Source organism: Stenotrophomonas sp. Nf1 (genome assembly GCF_003028475.1).
GTDB lineage: Bacteria > Pseudomonadota > Gammaproteobacteria > Xanthomonadales > Xanthomonadaceae > Stenotrophomonas.
The window spans coordinates 396,280-410,927 of the sequence record NZ_PYTV01000001.1; the positions used below are offsets into that span (position 1 = coordinate 396,280).

General features: G+C 67.6%; 21 protein-coding genes. 3 read left to right on the forward strand and 18 right to left on the reverse strand.

Features of this window, described 5'->3' with window-relative positions; all coding sequences use genetic code 11:
- Positions 1-2: 2 nt before the first annotated feature.
- The 12 genes from C9412_RS01945 to C9412_RS02000 all read right to left on the reverse strand — a co-directional run bounded on the left by C9412_RS01945 (position 3) and on the right by C9412_RS02000 (position 8,794).
- Positions 3-272: an HPr family phosphocarrier protein gene (locus tag C9412_RS01945; protein WP_107230071.1), complete on the reverse strand. Its 270-nt coding sequence runs from the start codon at positions 270-272 to the stop codon at positions 3-5.
- Entirely contained in the window at positions 265-657 is a 393-nt protein-coding gene (locus C9412_RS01950) for a PTS fructose IIA subunit family protein (protein ID WP_057497257.1), read from the reverse strand. Before C9412_RS01950 ends, C9412_RS01945 begins: the two co-directional genes overlap by 8 nt.
- A gap of 439 nt (positions 658-1,096) precedes the next feature.
- Positions 1,097-1,981: an RNase adapter RapZ gene (gene rapZ / locus C9412_RS01955; RefSeq protein ID WP_181358759.1), complete on the reverse strand. Its 885-nt coding sequence runs from the start codon at positions 1,979-1,981 to the stop codon at positions 1,097-1,099.
- A gap of 26 nt (positions 1,982-2,007) precedes the next feature.
- Positions 2,008-2,958 carry an HPr(Ser) kinase/phosphatase gene (gene hprK, locus C9412_RS01960; RefSeq protein ID WP_057497259.1) on the reverse strand — a complete coding sequence of 317 codons (951 nt, stop codon included), beginning with the start codon at positions 2,956-2,958 and terminating at the stop codon, positions 2,008-2,010.
- Positions 2,955-3,407, reverse strand: a complete 453-nt coding sequence (locus C9412_RS01965; protein WP_107230072.1) for a PTS sugar transporter subunit IIA — start codon at positions 3,405-3,407, stop codon at positions 2,955-2,957. Before C9412_RS01965 ends, hprK begins: the two co-directional genes overlap by 4 nt.
- Positions 3,408-3,428: 21 nt before the next feature.
- Positions 3,429-3,746, reverse strand: a complete 318-nt coding sequence (raiA, locus tag C9412_RS01970; RefSeq protein WP_057497261.1) for a ribosome-associated translation inhibitor RaiA — start codon at positions 3,744-3,746, stop codon at positions 3,429-3,431.
- 58 nt (positions 3,747-3,804) lie between these two features.
- A complete protein-coding gene (locus C9412_RS01975; RefSeq protein ID WP_107230073.1) occupies positions 3,805-5,226 on the reverse strand; it encodes an RNA polymerase factor sigma-54 in 1,422 nt (473 codons plus the stop codon).
- A gap of 40 nt (positions 5,227-5,266) precedes the next feature.
- The gene (gene lptB / locus C9412_RS01980) at positions 5,267-5,986 is read right to left on the reverse strand and encodes an LPS export ABC transporter ATP-binding protein (RefSeq protein ID WP_107230074.1); all 720 of its coding nucleotides are present in this window, start codon (positions 5,984-5,986) and stop codon (positions 5,267-5,269) included.
- Complete coding sequence (gene lptA, locus C9412_RS01985; protein WP_107230075.1) at positions 5,986-6,504, reverse strand: lipopolysaccharide transport periplasmic protein LptA; 519 nt, start codon at positions 6,502-6,504, stop codon at positions 5,986-5,988. Before lptA ends, lptB begins: the two co-directional genes overlap by 1 nt.
- A gap of 101 nt (positions 6,505-6,605) precedes the next feature.
- Positions 6,606-7,181, reverse strand: a complete 576-nt coding sequence (gene lptC, locus C9412_RS01990; RefSeq protein ID WP_107230076.1) for an LPS export ABC transporter periplasmic protein LptC — start codon at positions 7,179-7,181, stop codon at positions 6,606-6,608.
- A complete protein-coding gene (locus tag C9412_RS01995) occupies positions 7,178-7,726 on the reverse strand; it encodes an HAD hydrolase family protein (protein ID WP_107230077.1) in 549 nt (182 codons plus the stop codon). The genes lptC and C9412_RS01995 overlap by 4 nt, the downstream gene beginning before the upstream one ends.
- Positions 7,727-7,792: 66 nt before the next feature.
- Positions 7,793-8,794, reverse strand: a complete 1,002-nt coding sequence (locus tag C9412_RS02000; RefSeq protein WP_107230078.1) for a KpsF/GutQ family sugar-phosphate isomerase — start codon at positions 8,792-8,794, stop codon at positions 7,793-7,795.
- A 54-nt stretch (positions 8,795-8,848) separates the two neighbouring features.
- Here C9412_RS02000 and C9412_RS02005 point away from each other — a divergent pair, with 54 nt between their 5' ends.
- Genes C9412_RS02005 through C9412_RS02015 form a run of 3 tightly spaced genes read left to right on the forward strand, consistent with a single transcriptional unit; the run spans position 8,849 to position 10,686 of the window.
- The gene (locus C9412_RS02005; protein ID WP_107230079.1) at positions 8,849-9,079 is read left to right on the forward strand and encodes a BolA family protein; all 231 of its coding nucleotides are present in this window, start codon (positions 8,849-8,851) and stop codon (positions 9,077-9,079) included.
- Between the two features lie 21 nt (positions 9,080-9,100).
- Positions 9,101-10,372: a UDP-N-acetylglucosamine 1-carboxyvinyltransferase gene (murA, locus tag C9412_RS02010; RefSeq protein ID WP_107230080.1), complete on the forward strand. Its 1,272-nt coding sequence runs from the start codon at positions 9,101-9,103 to the stop codon at positions 10,370-10,372.
- Positions 10,369-10,686, forward strand: a complete 318-nt coding sequence (locus tag C9412_RS02015) for a hypothetical protein (protein ID WP_107230081.1) — start codon at positions 10,369-10,371, stop codon at positions 10,684-10,686. Before murA ends, C9412_RS02015 begins: the two co-directional genes overlap by 4 nt.
- 113 nt (positions 10,687-10,799) lie before the next feature.
- On the opposite strand, the gene C9412_RS02020 is transcribed toward C9412_RS02015, so the two are convergent.
- The 6 genes from C9412_RS02020 to C9412_RS02045 form a co-directional block, all read right to left on the reverse strand.
- Positions 10,800-11,483, reverse strand: a complete 684-nt coding sequence (locus C9412_RS02020) for a DUF3108 domain-containing protein (protein ID WP_107230082.1) — start codon at positions 11,481-11,483, stop codon at positions 10,800-10,802.
- 2 nt (positions 11,484-11,485) lie between these two features.
- Positions 11,486-12,307, reverse strand: a complete 822-nt coding sequence (locus C9412_RS02025) for a DUF3108 domain-containing protein (RefSeq protein ID WP_107230083.1) — start codon at positions 12,305-12,307, stop codon at positions 11,486-11,488.
- A gap of 67 nt (positions 12,308-12,374) precedes the next feature.
- Positions 12,375-13,037: a phosphoribosylglycinamide formyltransferase gene (gene purN / locus C9412_RS02030; RefSeq protein WP_107230084.1), complete on the reverse strand. Its 663-nt coding sequence runs from the start codon at positions 13,035-13,037 to the stop codon at positions 12,375-12,377.
- On the reverse strand, positions 13,037-13,687 hold the full coding sequence (locus C9412_RS02035; protein ID WP_107230085.1) for a DUF2238 domain-containing protein: 651 nt from the start codon (positions 13,685-13,687) through the stop codon (positions 13,037-13,039). The genes purN and C9412_RS02035 overlap by 1 nt, the downstream gene beginning before the upstream one ends.
- Positions 13,688-13,727: 40 nt before the next feature.
- Entirely contained in the window at positions 13,728-14,150 is a 423-nt protein-coding gene (locus C9412_RS02040; protein ID WP_107230086.1) for a hypothetical protein, read from the reverse strand.
- Positions 14,147-14,635 carry a hypothetical protein gene (locus C9412_RS02045; RefSeq protein ID WP_107230087.1) on the reverse strand — a complete coding sequence of 163 codons (489 nt, stop codon included), beginning with the start codon at positions 14,633-14,635 and terminating at the stop codon, positions 14,147-14,149. The genes C9412_RS02040 and C9412_RS02045 overlap by 4 nt, the downstream gene beginning before the upstream one ends.
- Positions 14,636-14,648: the final 13 nt, after the last annotated feature.

Here is a 14,648-nt window from a genome sequence, read left to right on the forward strand (position 1 = left end):
GCTCAGCTGTCCTCGTCGAAGCGGCGTTCGAACAGGTCCACCACCGCATCCATCGCGGCCGACTCGTCCTCGCCGGTGATGCGCACGGTGACCGGCGTGCCCTGGCCGGCAGCCAGCAGCATCACGCCCATGATGCTCTTGGCGTTGATCTCACGGCCTTTGGCGGCCATGGTCACGTTGCAGCGGAAAGGCGCCAGGGTCTGCACCAGCTTGGCGGTGGCCCGGGCATGCAGGCCCAGGCGGTTGCTCACGGTGAGTTCTCGTTCAAGCATCGTCGACTATCGCTCCATTACGGGTACCCGCCGCGGCTGTGGCGGGCAGTTGATCCAGTCCCTGTTCCGGATAATTCATCACCCGCAGCAACATCGGCAGGCTCAGCGCCGACACCCGGCGAACCGGGGTCCCCAGCCGGGCCAGCTGCCCGGCAAGATTGGCGGGGCTGGCACCGTACAGGTCGGTCAGGATCAGCACGCCTGCACCACCATCTACCCGCCGCAGGGCGGCCGAGGCGAGCGGGAGCAGGGCGTCCAGGTCTGCGTCGAACGGTACTTCGAAAGCTTCGGTCTTCAGCGGCAATTGCCGCAGGAGCCGGGTCGCCACATCAAGCAGGGCGGTCCCGACCCCAGGGTGTGTTACGAGGAGAATGCCACAGGTCATTACTGCACGTTAACAGGTCAAGGTGAATCGGCGATAGCAGCAGGAGAGGGGCACTGTGTCCCGTATTCAGCGATGCCGGGGTCGGATGCCTTTTCCATGGGAAAAGGGCTCTGACCCGCCACGGGTTCCGATTCATCCACGCATGGCGTGGATCTACCGTGTCGACCAAGGTCGACACCTACCCACAGCAGCGCAGAACGCCGTCCCTACAGATGGCGGGAACCTGTCGAAGGCGGGGTGGGTCAGCAAGCGGGGGCGTGAGCCGCATGGATGCGGCGACCGAGCTTACAGGGACGTACTTGCAGCGTCCCCCGCTTGCTGGCCCGCCCCGCCATCCCACGAAATGCTGCTGTTGCTGTTGCTGTTGCTGTTGCTGTTGCTGTTGCCGGCCAGCGGCCGGCACTACCAGCGGGTGCCGGGCGCAGCCCGGCCGACGCCCTCAATCCTGTTCGCGGTGGTAGGTCGCCACGTCTTCCCAGCCCATCTCGCGCGCATGCCGCGCCATGCGCTCGGCCAGGAACACCGAGCGGTGCTTGCCACCGGTGCAACCGAAGGCCACGGTCACGTAGCTGCGGGTGCCGTCGCCCAGCTTCGGCAGCCAAGTATCGAGAAAGTCCATCAGCTGGGCCAGATAACGCTGCACATCCGGCTGCGCCTCCAGGTAGTCGCGCACGCCGGGTTCGCGCCCGCTGAGCGCGCGCAGGTCGGGATCCCAGTGCGGGTTGGGCAGCACCCGTGCGTCGAACACGAAGTCTGCTTCGGCCGGCACGCCACGCTTGTAGGCAAACGATTCGAACAACAGCGACAGGCTGGTGGCATGGCCCATCGCGAACTCGGTGATGATGCGACGGCGCAGCTGATGCACATTGAGGCTGCTGGTATCGATCACCGCGTCGGCTTCGCGCCGCAACGGCGCGGTCAGTTCGCGTTCGCGGGCGATCGCCTCGGGCAGAGAAAGACCGAGCTGGCTCAGCGGATGCCGGCGGCGGGTGTCGGCATAGCGCTTGAGCACGGTCTCGTCGCTGGCCTCGAAGAACAGCACCTTCACTTCAACGCCGGCGTCGGTGGCCAGCTGCCGCCAGTCGCCCAGCTGGCTCAGGTCGGCCTGGCCGCGCACGTCGATACCCACCGCCAAGCGGCGCGGCGCGCGGCCGTCGTGGTTGTCCAGCAGGCTGCGCACGAAGTCCGGCAGCAGGTGGATCGGCAGGTTGTCCGAGCAGTAGTAGTCCTGGTCCTCGAAGGTCTTCAGGGCGACGGATTTACCCGAGCCGGACAGGCCGCTGACGATGATCAGGGTCGGGGCGGTGGGAGGGACGGTGCTCATGGACAGGCTCTTGGCAGGGCAGGGGGTCAGGGCGTTCGCCGTTCCAGCAGGTTGCTGTGGCGGGCGATGAACATCGCCGCCGGGTCGATGCCCTTGGTACGCAGGATGTGCAGGCGGGTGGCCGCCTCGGTCAGCACGGCCAGGTTGCGGCCCGGCATCACCGGCAGGGTGATCAGCGGCACGTCCAGGTCCAGCACATGGCGGGTGCCCGAATCGCCGGTCAGGCGCTCGTAGCCATGCGGCGTGGGTTCGGTCATCGGCTTGGTCAGGTGGACGATCAGCCGAAGATACTTGTTCTTCTTTACAGCCGTGTCGCCGAACATCTCGCGCACGTTCAGCACGCCCAGGCCGCGCACTTCCAGCAGGTCCTGCAGCAGCTCCGGGCAGGTGCCATCGAGCACGTCGGGGGCGATCTGGGTGAACTCGGGGGCGTCGTCGGCCACCAGCCGGTGGCCACGGCTGAGCAGCTCCAGCGCCAGCTCGCTCTTGCCCGAGCCGGCCTCACCGGTGATCAGCACGCCGATGGAGTAGATCTCCATGAACACGCCATGCAGGATCACCCGCGGCGCCAGCGTGCGCGCCAGGTGGTAGGACAGATGGTTGAGCAGCTCGTGGCCGCGCTTGGGAGACAGCCACAGCGGCGTGCCGGATTCATCGGCGGCGGCGCGCAGGTCTTCCGGACAGGGCTGGTTGCGGGTCAGCACCAGCGCCAGCGGATGCGACTGCATGATCTTCTCGATCGTTTCCCAGCGCTGGCGCGGTTCCAGCGCATCCAGCCAGGACAGCTCTTCGGTGCCCAGGATCTGCACCTTGTTGGGGTAGATCGCATTGAGGTAGCCGGCCAGCGACGGGCGCCGCGAGACCGTGTTGCCGGCCTCCAGCTCGCGCTTTTCGCCGGACTGGCCGGCGGCCCAGCGCAGGCCGAGCCGCTCGCGCTGCTGTTCGAACAGTTCGCGTGCGGTGATGCTGGTATTCATGCGGCGCTCGCAGGTGGGGGCAGGTCCAGCGCCTGGCGCAGGGCCCGGGCGTCGCCGGCGTCACGCAGCGCCTGGCGGATCGCCGGCGCCGAGAACAGTTCGGCCAGCTCGGACAGCAGCATCAGGTGCTGGTGCGTGTAATGGGCGGGGACGGCGATCGCAAATACCAGGTCGACCGGTTCGTCGCCGCCGAAGTCGACCGGGGTGGCCAACCGCAGCAGGGCGCCGCGTGGGCGATCCAGGGTCGGCGCGCGGCCGTGGGGGATGGCGATGCCGTGACCGATCGCCGTGCTGCCCAGCGCTTCACGCTGGCACAGGTTCAGGTAGATCTGTTCGGCGTTGGCCTGGCGGCAGGCCAGCAACCCGGCGGCGGCCTGCAGGACGCTGTCGCGGTCGGTGGCCGTGCAGAGTTGGGTCTGCACGGCCGCCAGGAGGTCATTCAGGGGCATGTCTGCGGGAAACGGTGGCGATCAGCCGCCATTGTCGCCCACCGGCAGCGGTGCGTGCTGCTGTTTTTTCTCCTTGTGCTTGATCACCAGGCGGTCAAGCTTGTCCGCAAGCACGTCGATCGCGGCATACATGGTCTGGCCGCCGGCCTCGGCGTGCAGGGTCTGCCCCGGAATGTTGAGGCTGGCGTCGACGTGGTGCTCGGTCTTCTGCAGCTTGAGGGTCACCCGCGCTTCGCAGTGCTGGTCGAAGTGTTTTCCGATCCGGGCCAGCTTCTCCTCTACATAGGACTGCAGGGCCGGGGTGACTTCGACGTCTTTGCCAAACGTTTCGATGCGCATCGGGTTTCTCCTGTGTTCGGATGTGCCAATGAACCTCTCCGCCGGGCGCGGCGGTGCGTCAAGCGATTCTGACCCTTTCGTGCGAGGCGGAGATGTTCATGGCTTCACGATACTTCGCCACGGTGCGCCGCGCTACTGGAATTCCCGACGATTTGAGCAGGTCAGCCAGCTTGGCGTCAGAAAGCGGCTTGCGCGGGTTCTCATCGTCGATCAGGCGCCGGATCATCGCCTGGATGGCGGTGCTGGAGGCCTCGCCGCCGCCGTCGGTATCGATGCCCGAGGCAAAGAAGGCACGCAGCGGCAGGGTGCCGCGCGGGGTGCGCACATGCTTGCGGGCGATCGCGCGCGACACCGTCGATTCGTGCAGGCCCAGTTCGGCGGCGATCTCGCGCAGAGTCAGCGGGCGCAGCGCCTGTTCGCCGAATTCGAGGAATCCGGCCTGTTGCAGGATCAGGCTGCGCACCACCCGCAGCAGGGTCTCGCCACGCTGCTGCAGGCCCTTGAGCAGCCAGCGCGCTTCCTGCAGCTGGGCGCGCAGATAGCCTGCATCGGCGTCGCCACAGCGGCGGATCAACTGTTCATAGCCACGGTGGATCACCACCTTCGGCCCGGCATGCCCGGCCAGTGCCGCGCGCCAGACACCGTTCTGCCGCCACACCACGACGTCCGGCACCACGTAGGTGTCCTGCGACAGCGGCGCGATCTGCGTGCCCGGGCGCGGGTCCAGCGAGCGCAACAGGGCCACGGCGGTCTCGACTTCGGCCAGCGGCTGCTTCAGTTCGTGGGCAAGCCCGGACACGCCACTGCGCGGCAGTCGTTCCAGCGGGCCTGCGGCAATCTGCCGCGCCAGCGCCAGGCCGGGCGTGTCCTCGTCCAGCACCTCCAGCTGCAGCTGCAGGCATTCGCCCAGCGTACGCGCGGCCGCGCCCACCGGATCGAAACGCTGGATGCGGTGCAGTACCGCCAGGATCTCATCCTCGTCGGCATGGATCGCCGGCAGCAGGGTTTCGGCGATGGTTGCCAGCGGCTCGCGCAGGTAGCCGTCGTCGTCCAGTGCATCGATCAGCGCCGCGCCGATGCTGCGGTCACGCGCCGACAGATGCGACAGGTGCAGCTGCCACAGCAGATGGTCGGCCAGGGTTTCGGTTTCGGCCACGCGCTCGGCGGCGCTGCCGGTGTCGTCATCGTCATCGAAGCTGCCGCCGCTGCCGGCGGCACTCCAGTCCAGCTCGGCCGGCGCCCAGTCGTCGCCGCTGTCGCTGCGTTCGGCCGGGGCCTCGCTGTCGCTGTCGTCACTGCCTTCGTTGGCCGCGTTGCCGTCGCTGCCGTCGGCCCAGTCCAGCAGCGGATTGCTTTCCACCGCCTGGGCGATCTCCAGCTCCAGCTCGGTGGTGGACATCTGCAGCAGCTTGATCGCCTGCTGCAACTGGGGCGTGAGCACCAGGTGCTGTCCCAACGATGTCTGCAGCCGAGTCTTCATGCCTGTGCCGAACGGAAGGAAAGGGACCCGGCGCCTGCGATCACAGCTTGAAGGAATCCCCAAGGTAAACGCGACGTACGTCGGCGTTGTCCAGGATCGCCTCCGGCGACCCCTGGGCGAGCACGCTGCCCTCGGCGAGGATATACGCGCGGTCACAGATTCCCAAGGTCTCGCGCACGTTGTGGTCGGTGATCAACACACCGATGCCGCGCTGCTTGAGATGGGTGACGATGCGCTGGATCTCGCCGACCGAGATCGGATCGACACCGGCGAACGGTTCATCGAGCAGGATCAGGCGCGGCTGTGCGGCCAGGGCGCGGGCGATCTCGCAACGGCGGCGCTCGCCACCGGACAGGCTGGCGCCGAGCTGGTCGGCGACGTGGCCCAGCTGCAGCTCGTCGAGCAGGCTGTTCAATTCGCGCTCGCGGCCGGCCGAATCCAGGTCTTCGCGCAGTTCCAGCACCAGGCGGATGTTGTCGGCCACGGTCAGCTTGCGGAACACCGACGGTTCCTGCGGCAGGTAGCCCACGCCCTGCTTGGCGCGGGTGTACATCGGGTCGCCGGTGATGTCCTTGCCGTCGAGCACGATGCTGCCGGCATCGGCGGCGACCAGGCCGACGATCATGTAGAAGCAGGTGGTCTTGCCGGCACCGTTGGGGCCCAGCAGGCCGACCACTTCGCCGGCGTCGAGAGTCAGCCCGAAGTCCTTGACGACTTCGCGCTGCTTGTACTTCTTGCGCAGGCCCTGTGCGACGAGCATTACTTCTTGCTCCCGGCCGGCGCCGCCGCCGGCGTCTTGTTCTTGGGCGGGATGACGGTGCGCACGCGGCTGCCGTCGCCACCGGAGTTCATCTCGCCGCTGCGGGTGTTGTAGATCATGCGCTGGCCGGCATTGGTGCCGCGCGCGCTGGTGACCTTGTAGTTGCCGGTCAGGGTGATGATCTCGGTCTTGATGTCGTAGTCGATGCGGTCGGCCAGCGCGTCCATCCAGGTGCCGTCATCGAGCTGCTGCTTCATTTTGGCCTGCTTGCCGGTGAACACCACGCGTACCGCTTCACCGTCCTTGAGGTAGATCTCGGCCTCGGACGAGCGCAGGTCCAGCGTGCCCTGGGTGATGATCACGCCCTGCGACAGCACGGTCTTGCCGTCGCCGGTGAGCATGCCCGACTGTGCGCCGGAATCGATGTGCATGTCTTCGTTGCGGTCGGTGGACTTGGCGAAGGCAGCGCTGGGCACAAGAAGACCGAGCGCGAGTACGGCTGCAAAGGGAATCTTCATCGGGGTCCGTTCTACCAGTGGGGCCACCCGGCGGACCGGGGGCGGGTGGGTGGGCTGTCCGCTTTGCGCCGGTCCGGAGACGTCGCAGGCGGGCGGCGGAATCAGCGTCGGGGCGTGTAGCGGCCCTTGGACTGGCTGAGGAAATGATACGTGTTGTTCTTCGAATCCACCTCGAAACCCACACCGGACTGTTCCATGCCCGGACGGGTCATGGTGACCAGGGCATCGGTGCGGGCGCGGCTGTCCTTGGGGAACACGTCCAGGTGGTCGGTGCGGAAGGTGGTGGGCACCACGCCCGGGCCGGCCGGGCTGTCGCCGGCGACATTGCCGCGCAGCTTCATTTCATCGCCCTTGGCGCTGAGCCAACCGGTTTCGGCACGCAGGGTCCAGTGCTTGCCATCCTTGTCGGGCATCTCGAACAACGGGGTGGCGATGGAGATGGTCTGGTCACCGCGCTGGCGCTCCAGCAGCGGCGCCCGCAGGGTGGTCGATTCCTTGCCCTGGTCATCCAGTGCCACGATCTGGAAATCGTGCAGCACGTAGTCCACGCCCAGTTCCTGGCTGTCGTTGGCCGGGCCCCTGTCGCGGTTGCGCAGGGCGGCCCAGCTGCTGAGCAGCGCCGCCAGCAGCAGACCGATGCCCAGCATGGTGCGCCAGTTCAGTGTCGGCAGGTTCATGCGCCGAACCTCGCCAGCGCGGCGTCCACGTGGCCCTGCGCGGCCAGCAGGATGTCGCACAGTTCACGGGCCGCGCCACGACCGCCCTCGGCCCGGGTCTGCCAGTGCACGCGCTCGGCAATCCACGGGTGGGCATTGGCCGGGGCCACCGCCAGCCCGACCGCGCCCAGCGGCGCCAGGTCAGGCAGATCGTCGCCCATGAACGCCACCTGGTGCAGCCCGATGCCGTGCCTGGCGCACAACGCCTGCACGCTGGCCAGCTTGTCGCCCACCGCGATCTGGGTATCGATACCCAGGTCGGCGCCGCGCTTGAGCGCGGACTGGCTGTTGCGCGCGGTGATCAGCACGGGGTGGATGCCGTGCTGCTGCAGCAGTTTCAGGCCCAGGCCATCCTGCACGAAGTACGCCTTGCTCTCGTTGCCGTCCTTGTCGTAGTACAGCCGACCGTCGGTGAGGGTGCCGTCCACGTCGAAGCAGGCCAGGCGGATACCGGCCGCCGTGGCGTGCAAGGGAGCGGGAAAGGCGGACAGGGGGGACCAGGGCATCAGGGCGACAGACTCGGTGGCGGCAGGAAGGGCATTACAGACTGAATGGGGTCTACGGACTGTCGGTTAAACCACCCGGGCCCGCAACAGGTCATGAATGTTCAGGGCGCCGACCGCCCGGCCCTGGCCATCGACCACGATCAGGCCGTTGATTTTCTGGGTTTCCATCTGCCGGGCGGCCTCCACGGCCAGCTGGTCGGCACCGATGGTGCGTGGGTTGCGGGTCATCACATCGGCGATCCTGGCGGTACGCACATCCAGCGCACTGTCCAGCGCACGGCGCAGGTCGCCGTCGGTGAACAGGCCGATCAGCACGCCATCGGCGTCCACCACGGCGGTCATGCCGAGCCGTTTGCGGCTCATTTCCACCAGCGCTTCGCTGAGGCTGGCGTCGGCCGGGACCTTGGGCAGGTCCTCGCCGGTGTGCATCACGTCGGTGATGTGCAGCAGCAGGCGGCGGCCGAGGCTGCCGGCCGGATGCGAGCGGGCGAAATCATCGGCGGTGAAGCCACGGGCGTCGAGCAGGGCCACTGCCAGCGCATCGCCCATCGCCAGCGAGGCGGTGGTGCTGGAGGTGGGGGCCAGTGCCAACGGGCAGGCCTCGGCCGGCACGCTCACGTCCAGGTGCACGTCGGCCGCAGTGGCCAGGCTCGACTGCGGGCGGCCGGTCATGGAAATCAGCACGTTGCCCTGGCGCTTGAGCACCGGCAGCAGCATCAGCACCTCGTCCGACTCGCCCGAATAGGACAGGGCCAGCACCACGTCGTCTTCGGTGATCATGCCCAGGTCGCCGTGGCCGGCCTCGCCCGGGTGCACGTAGAACGCCGGGGTGCCGGTGGAGGCCAGGGTCGCGGCGATCTTGCGCGCGATATGCCCGGACTTGCCCATGCCGGTGGCGACCACCCGGCCGCGGCTGGCCAGGATCGCCTGGCAGGCCTGCTGGAAGGCCTCGCCGAGGCGGCCGGCGACGGCATCCAGGGCCTGCTGCTCGATCTCGAAGACACGGCGGCCACTGGCGACCAGGCTGGCCGGATCGACGGAACGGGGGGGCAGGAGGGACTCGGCCATGCGGACGCCACGCAGCGGAAGTAGAATGAGCGCTCATTTTATTAGGAAAGCCCGTTGGACGCCGACACCATCCGCAACCTGATCGAAACCGGCCTGCCCGGCGCCCGCGCCGATGTGCGTGGCGACGATGGCGTGCATTTCGAAGCGACCGTGGTCTGCGAGGCCTTTGCCGGCAAGATGCCGCTGACCCGCCACCGGATGGTCTATGCCACCCTGGGCGACCTGATGGGCGGCGCGATCCACGCGCTGGCGCTGAAAACCGTGACCCCGGCCGAAGCCGGCTGAACCGCAGAAGATCCCCAATACATGGCCAAGATCGTTGTGACCGGCGGCGCTGCGCTGCACGGTGAAGTGAGCATCTCCGGCGCCAAGAACGCCGTCCTCCCCATTCTCTGCGCGACCCTGCTGGCCGATGCGCCGGTGGAGATCACCAACGTGCCGCACCTGCACGATGTGGTCACCACGGTGAAGCTGCTGGGCGAACTGGGCGCCAAGGTCACCATCGACCAGGGCACCCTGTCGCGGGGCAGTGCGATCGTGGTCGATCCGCGCTCGGTGAACCAGCACGTCGCGCCGTATGAGCTGGTCAAGACCATGCGCGCCTCGATCCTGGTGCTGGGCCCGCTGCTGGCCCGCTTCGGCGCCGCCGAAGTGTCATTGCCCGGTGGCTGCGCGATCGGTTCGCGCCCGGTGGACCAGCACATCAAGGGCCTGCAGGCGCTGGGTGCGGACATCGTGGTCGAGAACGGCTTCATCAAGGCCACCGCCAAGCGCCTGAAGGGCGGCCATTTCACCTTCGACATGGTCAGCGTTACCGGTACCGAGAACGTGCTGATGGGCGCGGTGCTGGCGGAAGGCACCACCATCCTCGACAACTGCGCGATGGAACCGGAAGTGACCGATCTGGCGCATTGCCTGATCGCCCTTGGCGCGAAGATCGAAGGCCTGGGCACTGCGCGCCTGGTCATCGAAGGCGTCGAGCGCCTGTCCGGTGGCCGCCACGAAGTGCTGCCCGACCGCATCGAGACCGGCACCTTCCTGGTGGCCGCGGCGATGACCGGCGGCAAGGTCACGGTCAACCGTGCGCGCCCGAACACCATGGACGCGGTGCTGTCCAAGCTGGTCGAAGCCGGTGCGAAGATCGAGACCACCGAAGACACCATCACCCTGGACATGCAGGGCAAGCGGCCCAAGGCGGTGAACCTGACCACCGCGCCGTACCCGGCGTTCCCCACCGACATGCAGGCGCAGTTCATGGCGCTCAACTGCGTGGCCGACGGTGTCGGCGTGATCAATGAAACGATCTTCGAGAACCGTTTCATGCACGTCAACGAACTGCTGCGCCTCGGCGCGGACATCCAGGTCGAAGGCCATACCGCCATCGTGCGGGGCAGCGAACACCTGAGCGGTGCGCCGGTGATGGCCACCGATCTGCGTGCGTCGGCGTCGCTGATCCTGGCCGGCCTGATGGCCAGCGGCGATACCACCATCGACCGCATCTACCACCTTGACCGTGGCTACGAGAACATCGAAGAGAAGCTGTCTTCGCTCGGTGCCACCATCCGGCGCGTGCCATGATTCTGCGCGGGAAGTTCAGCCCGCGTCGCAAGGCGCTGCTGGCGCTGGTGCTGATCGTGCTGGCGTGGCTGGGCTATGCCTGGTACGCCAACCTGGCCATCACCCAGGGCATCGAGCAGAAGGACATGGACTGGAATGGCGATGGCACGGTCAGCCGTGACGAGATCATCCAGTCGTTCTACGCGGTGGCGGTGAATGACAGCCAGGACGGCAACCGCCATTGCCGCACCTTCGTCTGGCGCAGCACCGGTGAGCAGATCCGCGTGGACTGCCGCACCGAGTTCGCGCCGGCCGCGGCCGAGGAAAAGAAGTAAAAAACGCCCGCGAAAGCGCGCGTTTTTTTCTGGGGCATCCATCCACGCATGGCGTGGATCTACTTCAGGTTTCCAGTAGATCCACGCCATGCGTGGATGACGTGGATCTCCGGTCAGTTCATCGCCTTGATGGTCAGGTCCAGCGCGTCACGGCCACCCTCACGCTGCAGCATGCGCGCCGGCACCGGGAACTCCGGCACGATCCAGGCGATCAGCTCCTTGTTGCCGTCGGCACGCGAGACCTTGGTGGCGTCGTAGCTCTTGCCGCCAACGGTGATCGCTTCCTTGCCGATCACACGGTAGGTCATGTTCTTGATCCGGCCTTCGTCGACCATGCGGTAGGTCAGCGGCTTGCCGGCGGCCAGGTCGCGGGCGATCGCCAGGTTGATCAGCAGCGCATCCATGTCACCGCTTTTCAGCGCGATCGGGCCGGCGCGGTCCGGCTTGATGTCGCCGGTCCAGGTGGCCTGGTTGCTGGTCCAGTTGTAGTTGGCCTGCACGTTGCGCTTCTTCACCAGCAGGGCCGAACGGTCCTGGCTGCTGAGCGGGCGCAGCTGGCCGCGCACTTCCTCGAACACGGTGCTCTGGCTGAGGTCGGCGAGCTGGTTCTTCACCTGCAGCGTGTAGCGCCACTTGTTGGCGCCTTCGCTGCTCAGGGTCATGCTGCCGTTGGCCTGCATGCCCATGTAGCTGGCCAGGTAATCGGCCTTGAACGGCTGCAGGGCCATGGCCGGCAGACTGGCCATCGACAGCGCGGCGGCCGCGATCCAGGTGAGGGGGCGGGTCAGGGTGCTCATGCTCAGACTCCTTGGTATTCGATCAGTCGAAGGTCGACGCGGTCTTCGCCGTCTTCGCGTTGCAGGATGCGCACCGGGGTGGGAACACCGTTGGCGATCCAGAGAATGGTTTCGTTGTTGCCGCCGTTGGTGCGGTACACCTTCAGCGCGTTGTAGGACAGGTCGCCGACCTCGACGTTCTCGGTCTGCGCTGCCGCCTGGTAGTCATGCTGGCGGACCTTGCCCATGTCCACGTAGCGGTAGTGCATGGCCGCGCCCGGACGCGCATCGCGCATGATCGCCAGGTTGATCAGCAGGGCGCTCTGGTCGCCCGGCTGCAGCGGGATCGGCTGCGCGCGGTCCTTCTTCACATCGCCGCTCCACTGCGCGGTGCCGGCCTGCCAGTTGTAGGTGCCGACCGCCTTCTTGCCCAGGAACAGGCCCTTGCGCACGGTGCTCTGGCTGAGCGGCGCGTAGGTGCCACCGCGTTCCTCGAACACGGTGCTCTGCTCGATGTTCAGGCCCAGCACGCTGGCAAAGCCGCGGCGGCCGACCACCTGCATGTCCACCCGCCATTGGCTGCCGCCGGTGTGGGTGACCTGCATGCTGGCGTCGCCGGCCTCCTTGCCCTTGTAGAAGGCCTGGTAGGTGGCGCTGAACGGCTGCAACGGCGGCGGCTCCCAGGCCAGGGCAGGAGGCATCGGCACCGGCGGTTCGGCCGGCGCCTGCACCATGGGCACCGCAGCCGGTGCTGTGGCGGGCGCTTGCGCCTGTCCCCAGCCCGGGCCGGGGAACGCGGCAAGCGACAGCAACAATGAAGTGGGCAGCAGGGTCGTGGTCTTCATGAAGGGCAGGGACCGCAGGAGGGGGCAGGATGCCAGCCGCGCAGTCAGCGGGGCGTGTGCAAGCCGGTTACCGGTTCAGGTTCCCGGCGAAATCTAGAGCCAACGGGTTAAACAGGGGGTGACCATCCAGCCAGGGTTGCCCGTCCCGTTCAGCCAGGCGGCCGCTGCACAGCAGCTGCAGCGTGGCGATCAGCAGCGGATGCTCCACCGCCAGCACGCGTGCAGCCAGGCTGTTCGCGTCATCGCCTGGCAGCACCGGCACCCGCACCTGGGCCAGCACGGCACCGGCATCCAGCTCGGGGACCACCAGGTGCACGCTGGCGCCATGCTCGGTATCGCCGGCCTGCAGCGCCCGGGCGTGCGTGTCCAGGCCCTTGTGCAGCGGCAGCAGCGAGGGATGGATGTTGACCAGGCGGCCAGCGAAGCGCTGCACGAAGATCGCGCCGAGGATGCGCATGTAGCCGGCGCAGATGATCCAGTCCGGCTGCGCTGCGGCCAGCGCATCGCCCAGGGCCTGTTCATAGGCGGCGCGGTCACTGAATTCCTTCGGTGCATGCGCCCAGCGCAGGCCCGCATCGACGCGTTGCAGCGCCTCGGCCGCGGGGCGATCGGAGAACACACCGACCACCTCGGCGCGCAGCCGGCCGCTGCCGATGGCGTCGAGGATGGCCTGCAGGTTGCTGCCACGGCCCGAGGCAAGCACGGCGATACGGGGGGGGGAAGCACTCATTACGGGGAACTCCGGCGGATCAGCGGCCAGGTGAACAGGCTGCCCACGGTGGCCATCAGCATGTCGGCGTGGGCATCCCACAGGTCGCCCTGCTGGCCGTTGTAGGCCTCGGCGGCATCGGGGGAGAGGGCCAGCGCGATGGCCCATTCAAACCATTCGTAGACCAGGCTGGAGCACATGATGGTCATCACCGCCAGGGTGAAGGCGTGGCCCCGGCGCAGTGCCGGCCAGGCATGGCGGGCCAGCTGCAGCAGTGCCGGGGTGAAGCAGACGCCGTACAGGAAGTGGATGAGGCGATCGAAGTGGTTGCGCTGCCAGCCGAACGCCGCATTGGGCGACCAGCCGGTCAGCGTCTGCATCCACGCGTCGTAGGGCACGTTGGAGTACAGCCAGCGCGCCGCCACGCAATGCAGGGCGATGAAGCCGCAGATGGCGATGAAGGCGCCATTGCCCAGCCAGCCACGGCGGTCCACCCACAACAGGGCGACCAGCCCGAGCACGGTCAGCGTGCTGTGCAGGGCCTGTTCGGTCGGCCACAGCGGCCGGATCCAGCTGATCGCGAACACCACCAGCACGGCGGCGAACGCCAGCTTCTTGGCGCCCGATGCACGGTAGGCGGAGGCAGGAGGGGCGAGGGCAGGCGAGGACATGTCGGGTCGATCAGGAAGGGACGGGTATTCGCCGGCCGGCTCAGACGCTGAGATGGTCGCCGCGGTCGAACAGGGCAGCCATCTCCGGTTTGGACAGGAACACCAGTGCATAGGCGGTCAACGCCATGCCCAACGGCCCGGCCAGCACGGCCAGCCAGGCCGCACGCCGGCACGCGGCCAGACCGGAGCGGCGCGACAGCAGGCGGGCGGTATGCAGCTGCACGAAGCCCAGCACCGCGGCCAGCACGGCGATTGCCGCATAGACCGTGGCCAGCACGGCGCCGTCGTCGAGCCCGCGCGAACTGGCCACCAGACCGATGAAGGCGGTGAAGGCCAGTGCGGCCAGCCAGTGGAACCCCGCCAGCGCGTAGAACAGCACTTTCAACGTCTGCAGATGGCTGGCCAGCTGCAGCTGGGCCAGGGTCTGCTGCGGCAGCGGTGGCGGATGGCCTGCGGCGTTCACAGGGCAGCGCCCGGTGCATCGAAGGCCGCCTTGACCTGCGGGCGCAACAGGGTGATCAGGCTCAACACGCCCAGCGCGGTGCCGATCGGGGCGACCAGACAGGCCAGGCCGGCCACGATCAGGCACAGCAGATGACGGCGACGGCGTGCCAGGCAGCGCCCGGCATAGGCGACGAACGCGCCCAGCGTGACGCCCCCGAACACCATGACGCAGCCGAGGATGGTGAACACCCAGCCCATCAGCTGCTGTTCGGCCAGCGAGGAGGGCTCGCCGCCGGACTTCATCGGCAGGCTGCCGGTCAGGGCGGCGATACCGATCACGATGTGCAGGATGAAGATCAGCGAGAACAGTGCGATCAGGCCACCGACCACGTAGTGCGCGATGGCCAGCATGCGCAGGTGGTCGGCATCCTGGGCGGTGAACACCGGCACCGTCGCCAGCGGCGGCGGTACCGGAGCGGGTGGCAGGGGGGGCGTTGCGTCCATGCGGGCTCCTGGG

Coding starts and splice junctions, on each gene's coding strand:
- C9412_RS01945 (WP_107230071.1), bottom strand. CDS start 272: ATGCTTGAACGAGAACTCACCGTGAGCAACCGCCTGGGCCTGCATGCC.
- C9412_RS01950 (WP_057497257.1), bottom strand. CDS start 657: ATGACCTGTGGCATTCTCCTCGTAACACACCCTGGGGTCGGGACCGCC.
- rapZ (WP_181358759.1), bottom strand. CDS start 1,981: ATGAGCACCGTCCCTCCCACCGCCCCGACCCTGATCATCGTCAGCGGC.
- hprK (WP_057497259.1), bottom strand. CDS start 2,958: ATGAATACCAGCATCACCGCACGCGAACTGTTCGAACAGCAGCGCGAG.
- C9412_RS01965 (WP_107230072.1), bottom strand. CDS start 3,407: ATGCCCCTGAATGACCTCCTGGCGGCCGTGCAGACCCAACTCTGCACG.
- raiA (WP_057497261.1), bottom strand. CDS start 3,746: ATGCGCATCGAAACGTTTGGCAAAGACGTCGAAGTCACCCCGGCCCTG.
- C9412_RS01975 (WP_107230073.1), bottom strand. CDS start 5,226: ATGAAGACTCGGCTGCAGACATCGTTGGGACAGCACCTGGTGCTCACG.
- lptB (WP_107230074.1), bottom strand. CDS start 5,986: ATGCTCGTCGCACAGGGCCTGCGCAAGAAGTACAAGCAGCGCGAAGTC.
- lptA (WP_107230075.1), bottom strand. CDS start 6,504: ATGAAGATTCCCTTTGCAGCCGTACTCGCGCTCGGTCTTCTTGTGCCC.
- lptC (WP_107230076.1), bottom strand. CDS start 7,181: ATGAACCTGCCGACACTGAACTGGCGCACCATGCTGGGCATCGGTCTG.
- C9412_RS01995 (WP_107230077.1), bottom strand. CDS start 7,726: ATGCCCTGGTCCCCCCTGTCCGCCTTTCCCGCTCCCTTGCACGCCACG.
- C9412_RS02000 (WP_107230078.1), bottom strand. CDS start 8,794: ATGGCCGAGTCCCTCCTGCCCCCCCGTTCCGTCGATCCGGCCAGCCTG.
- murA (WP_107230080.1), top strand. CDS start 9,101: ATGGCCAAGATCGTTGTGACCGGCGGCGCTGCGCTGCACGGTGAAGTG.
- C9412_RS02015 (WP_107230081.1), top strand. CDS start 10,369: ATGATTCTGCGCGGGAAGTTCAGCCCGCGTCGCAAGGCGCTGCTGGCG.
- C9412_RS02020 (WP_107230082.1), bottom strand. CDS start 11,483: ATGAGCACCCTGACCCGCCCCCTCACCTGGATCGCGGCCGCCGCGCTG.
- C9412_RS02025 (WP_107230083.1), bottom strand. CDS start 12,307: ATGAAGACCACGACCCTGCTGCCCACTTCATTGTTGCTGTCGCTTGCC.
- purN (WP_107230084.1), bottom strand. CDS start 13,037: ATGAGTGCTTCCCCCCCCCGTATCGCCGTGCTTGCCTCGGGCCGTGGC.
- C9412_RS02035 (WP_107230085.1), bottom strand. CDS start 13,687: ATGTCCTCGCCTGCCCTCGCCCCTCCTGCCTCCGCCTACCGTGCATCG.
- C9412_RS02045 (WP_107230087.1), bottom strand. CDS start 14,635: ATGGACGCAACGCCCCCCCTGCCACCCGCTCCGGTACCGCCGCCGCTG.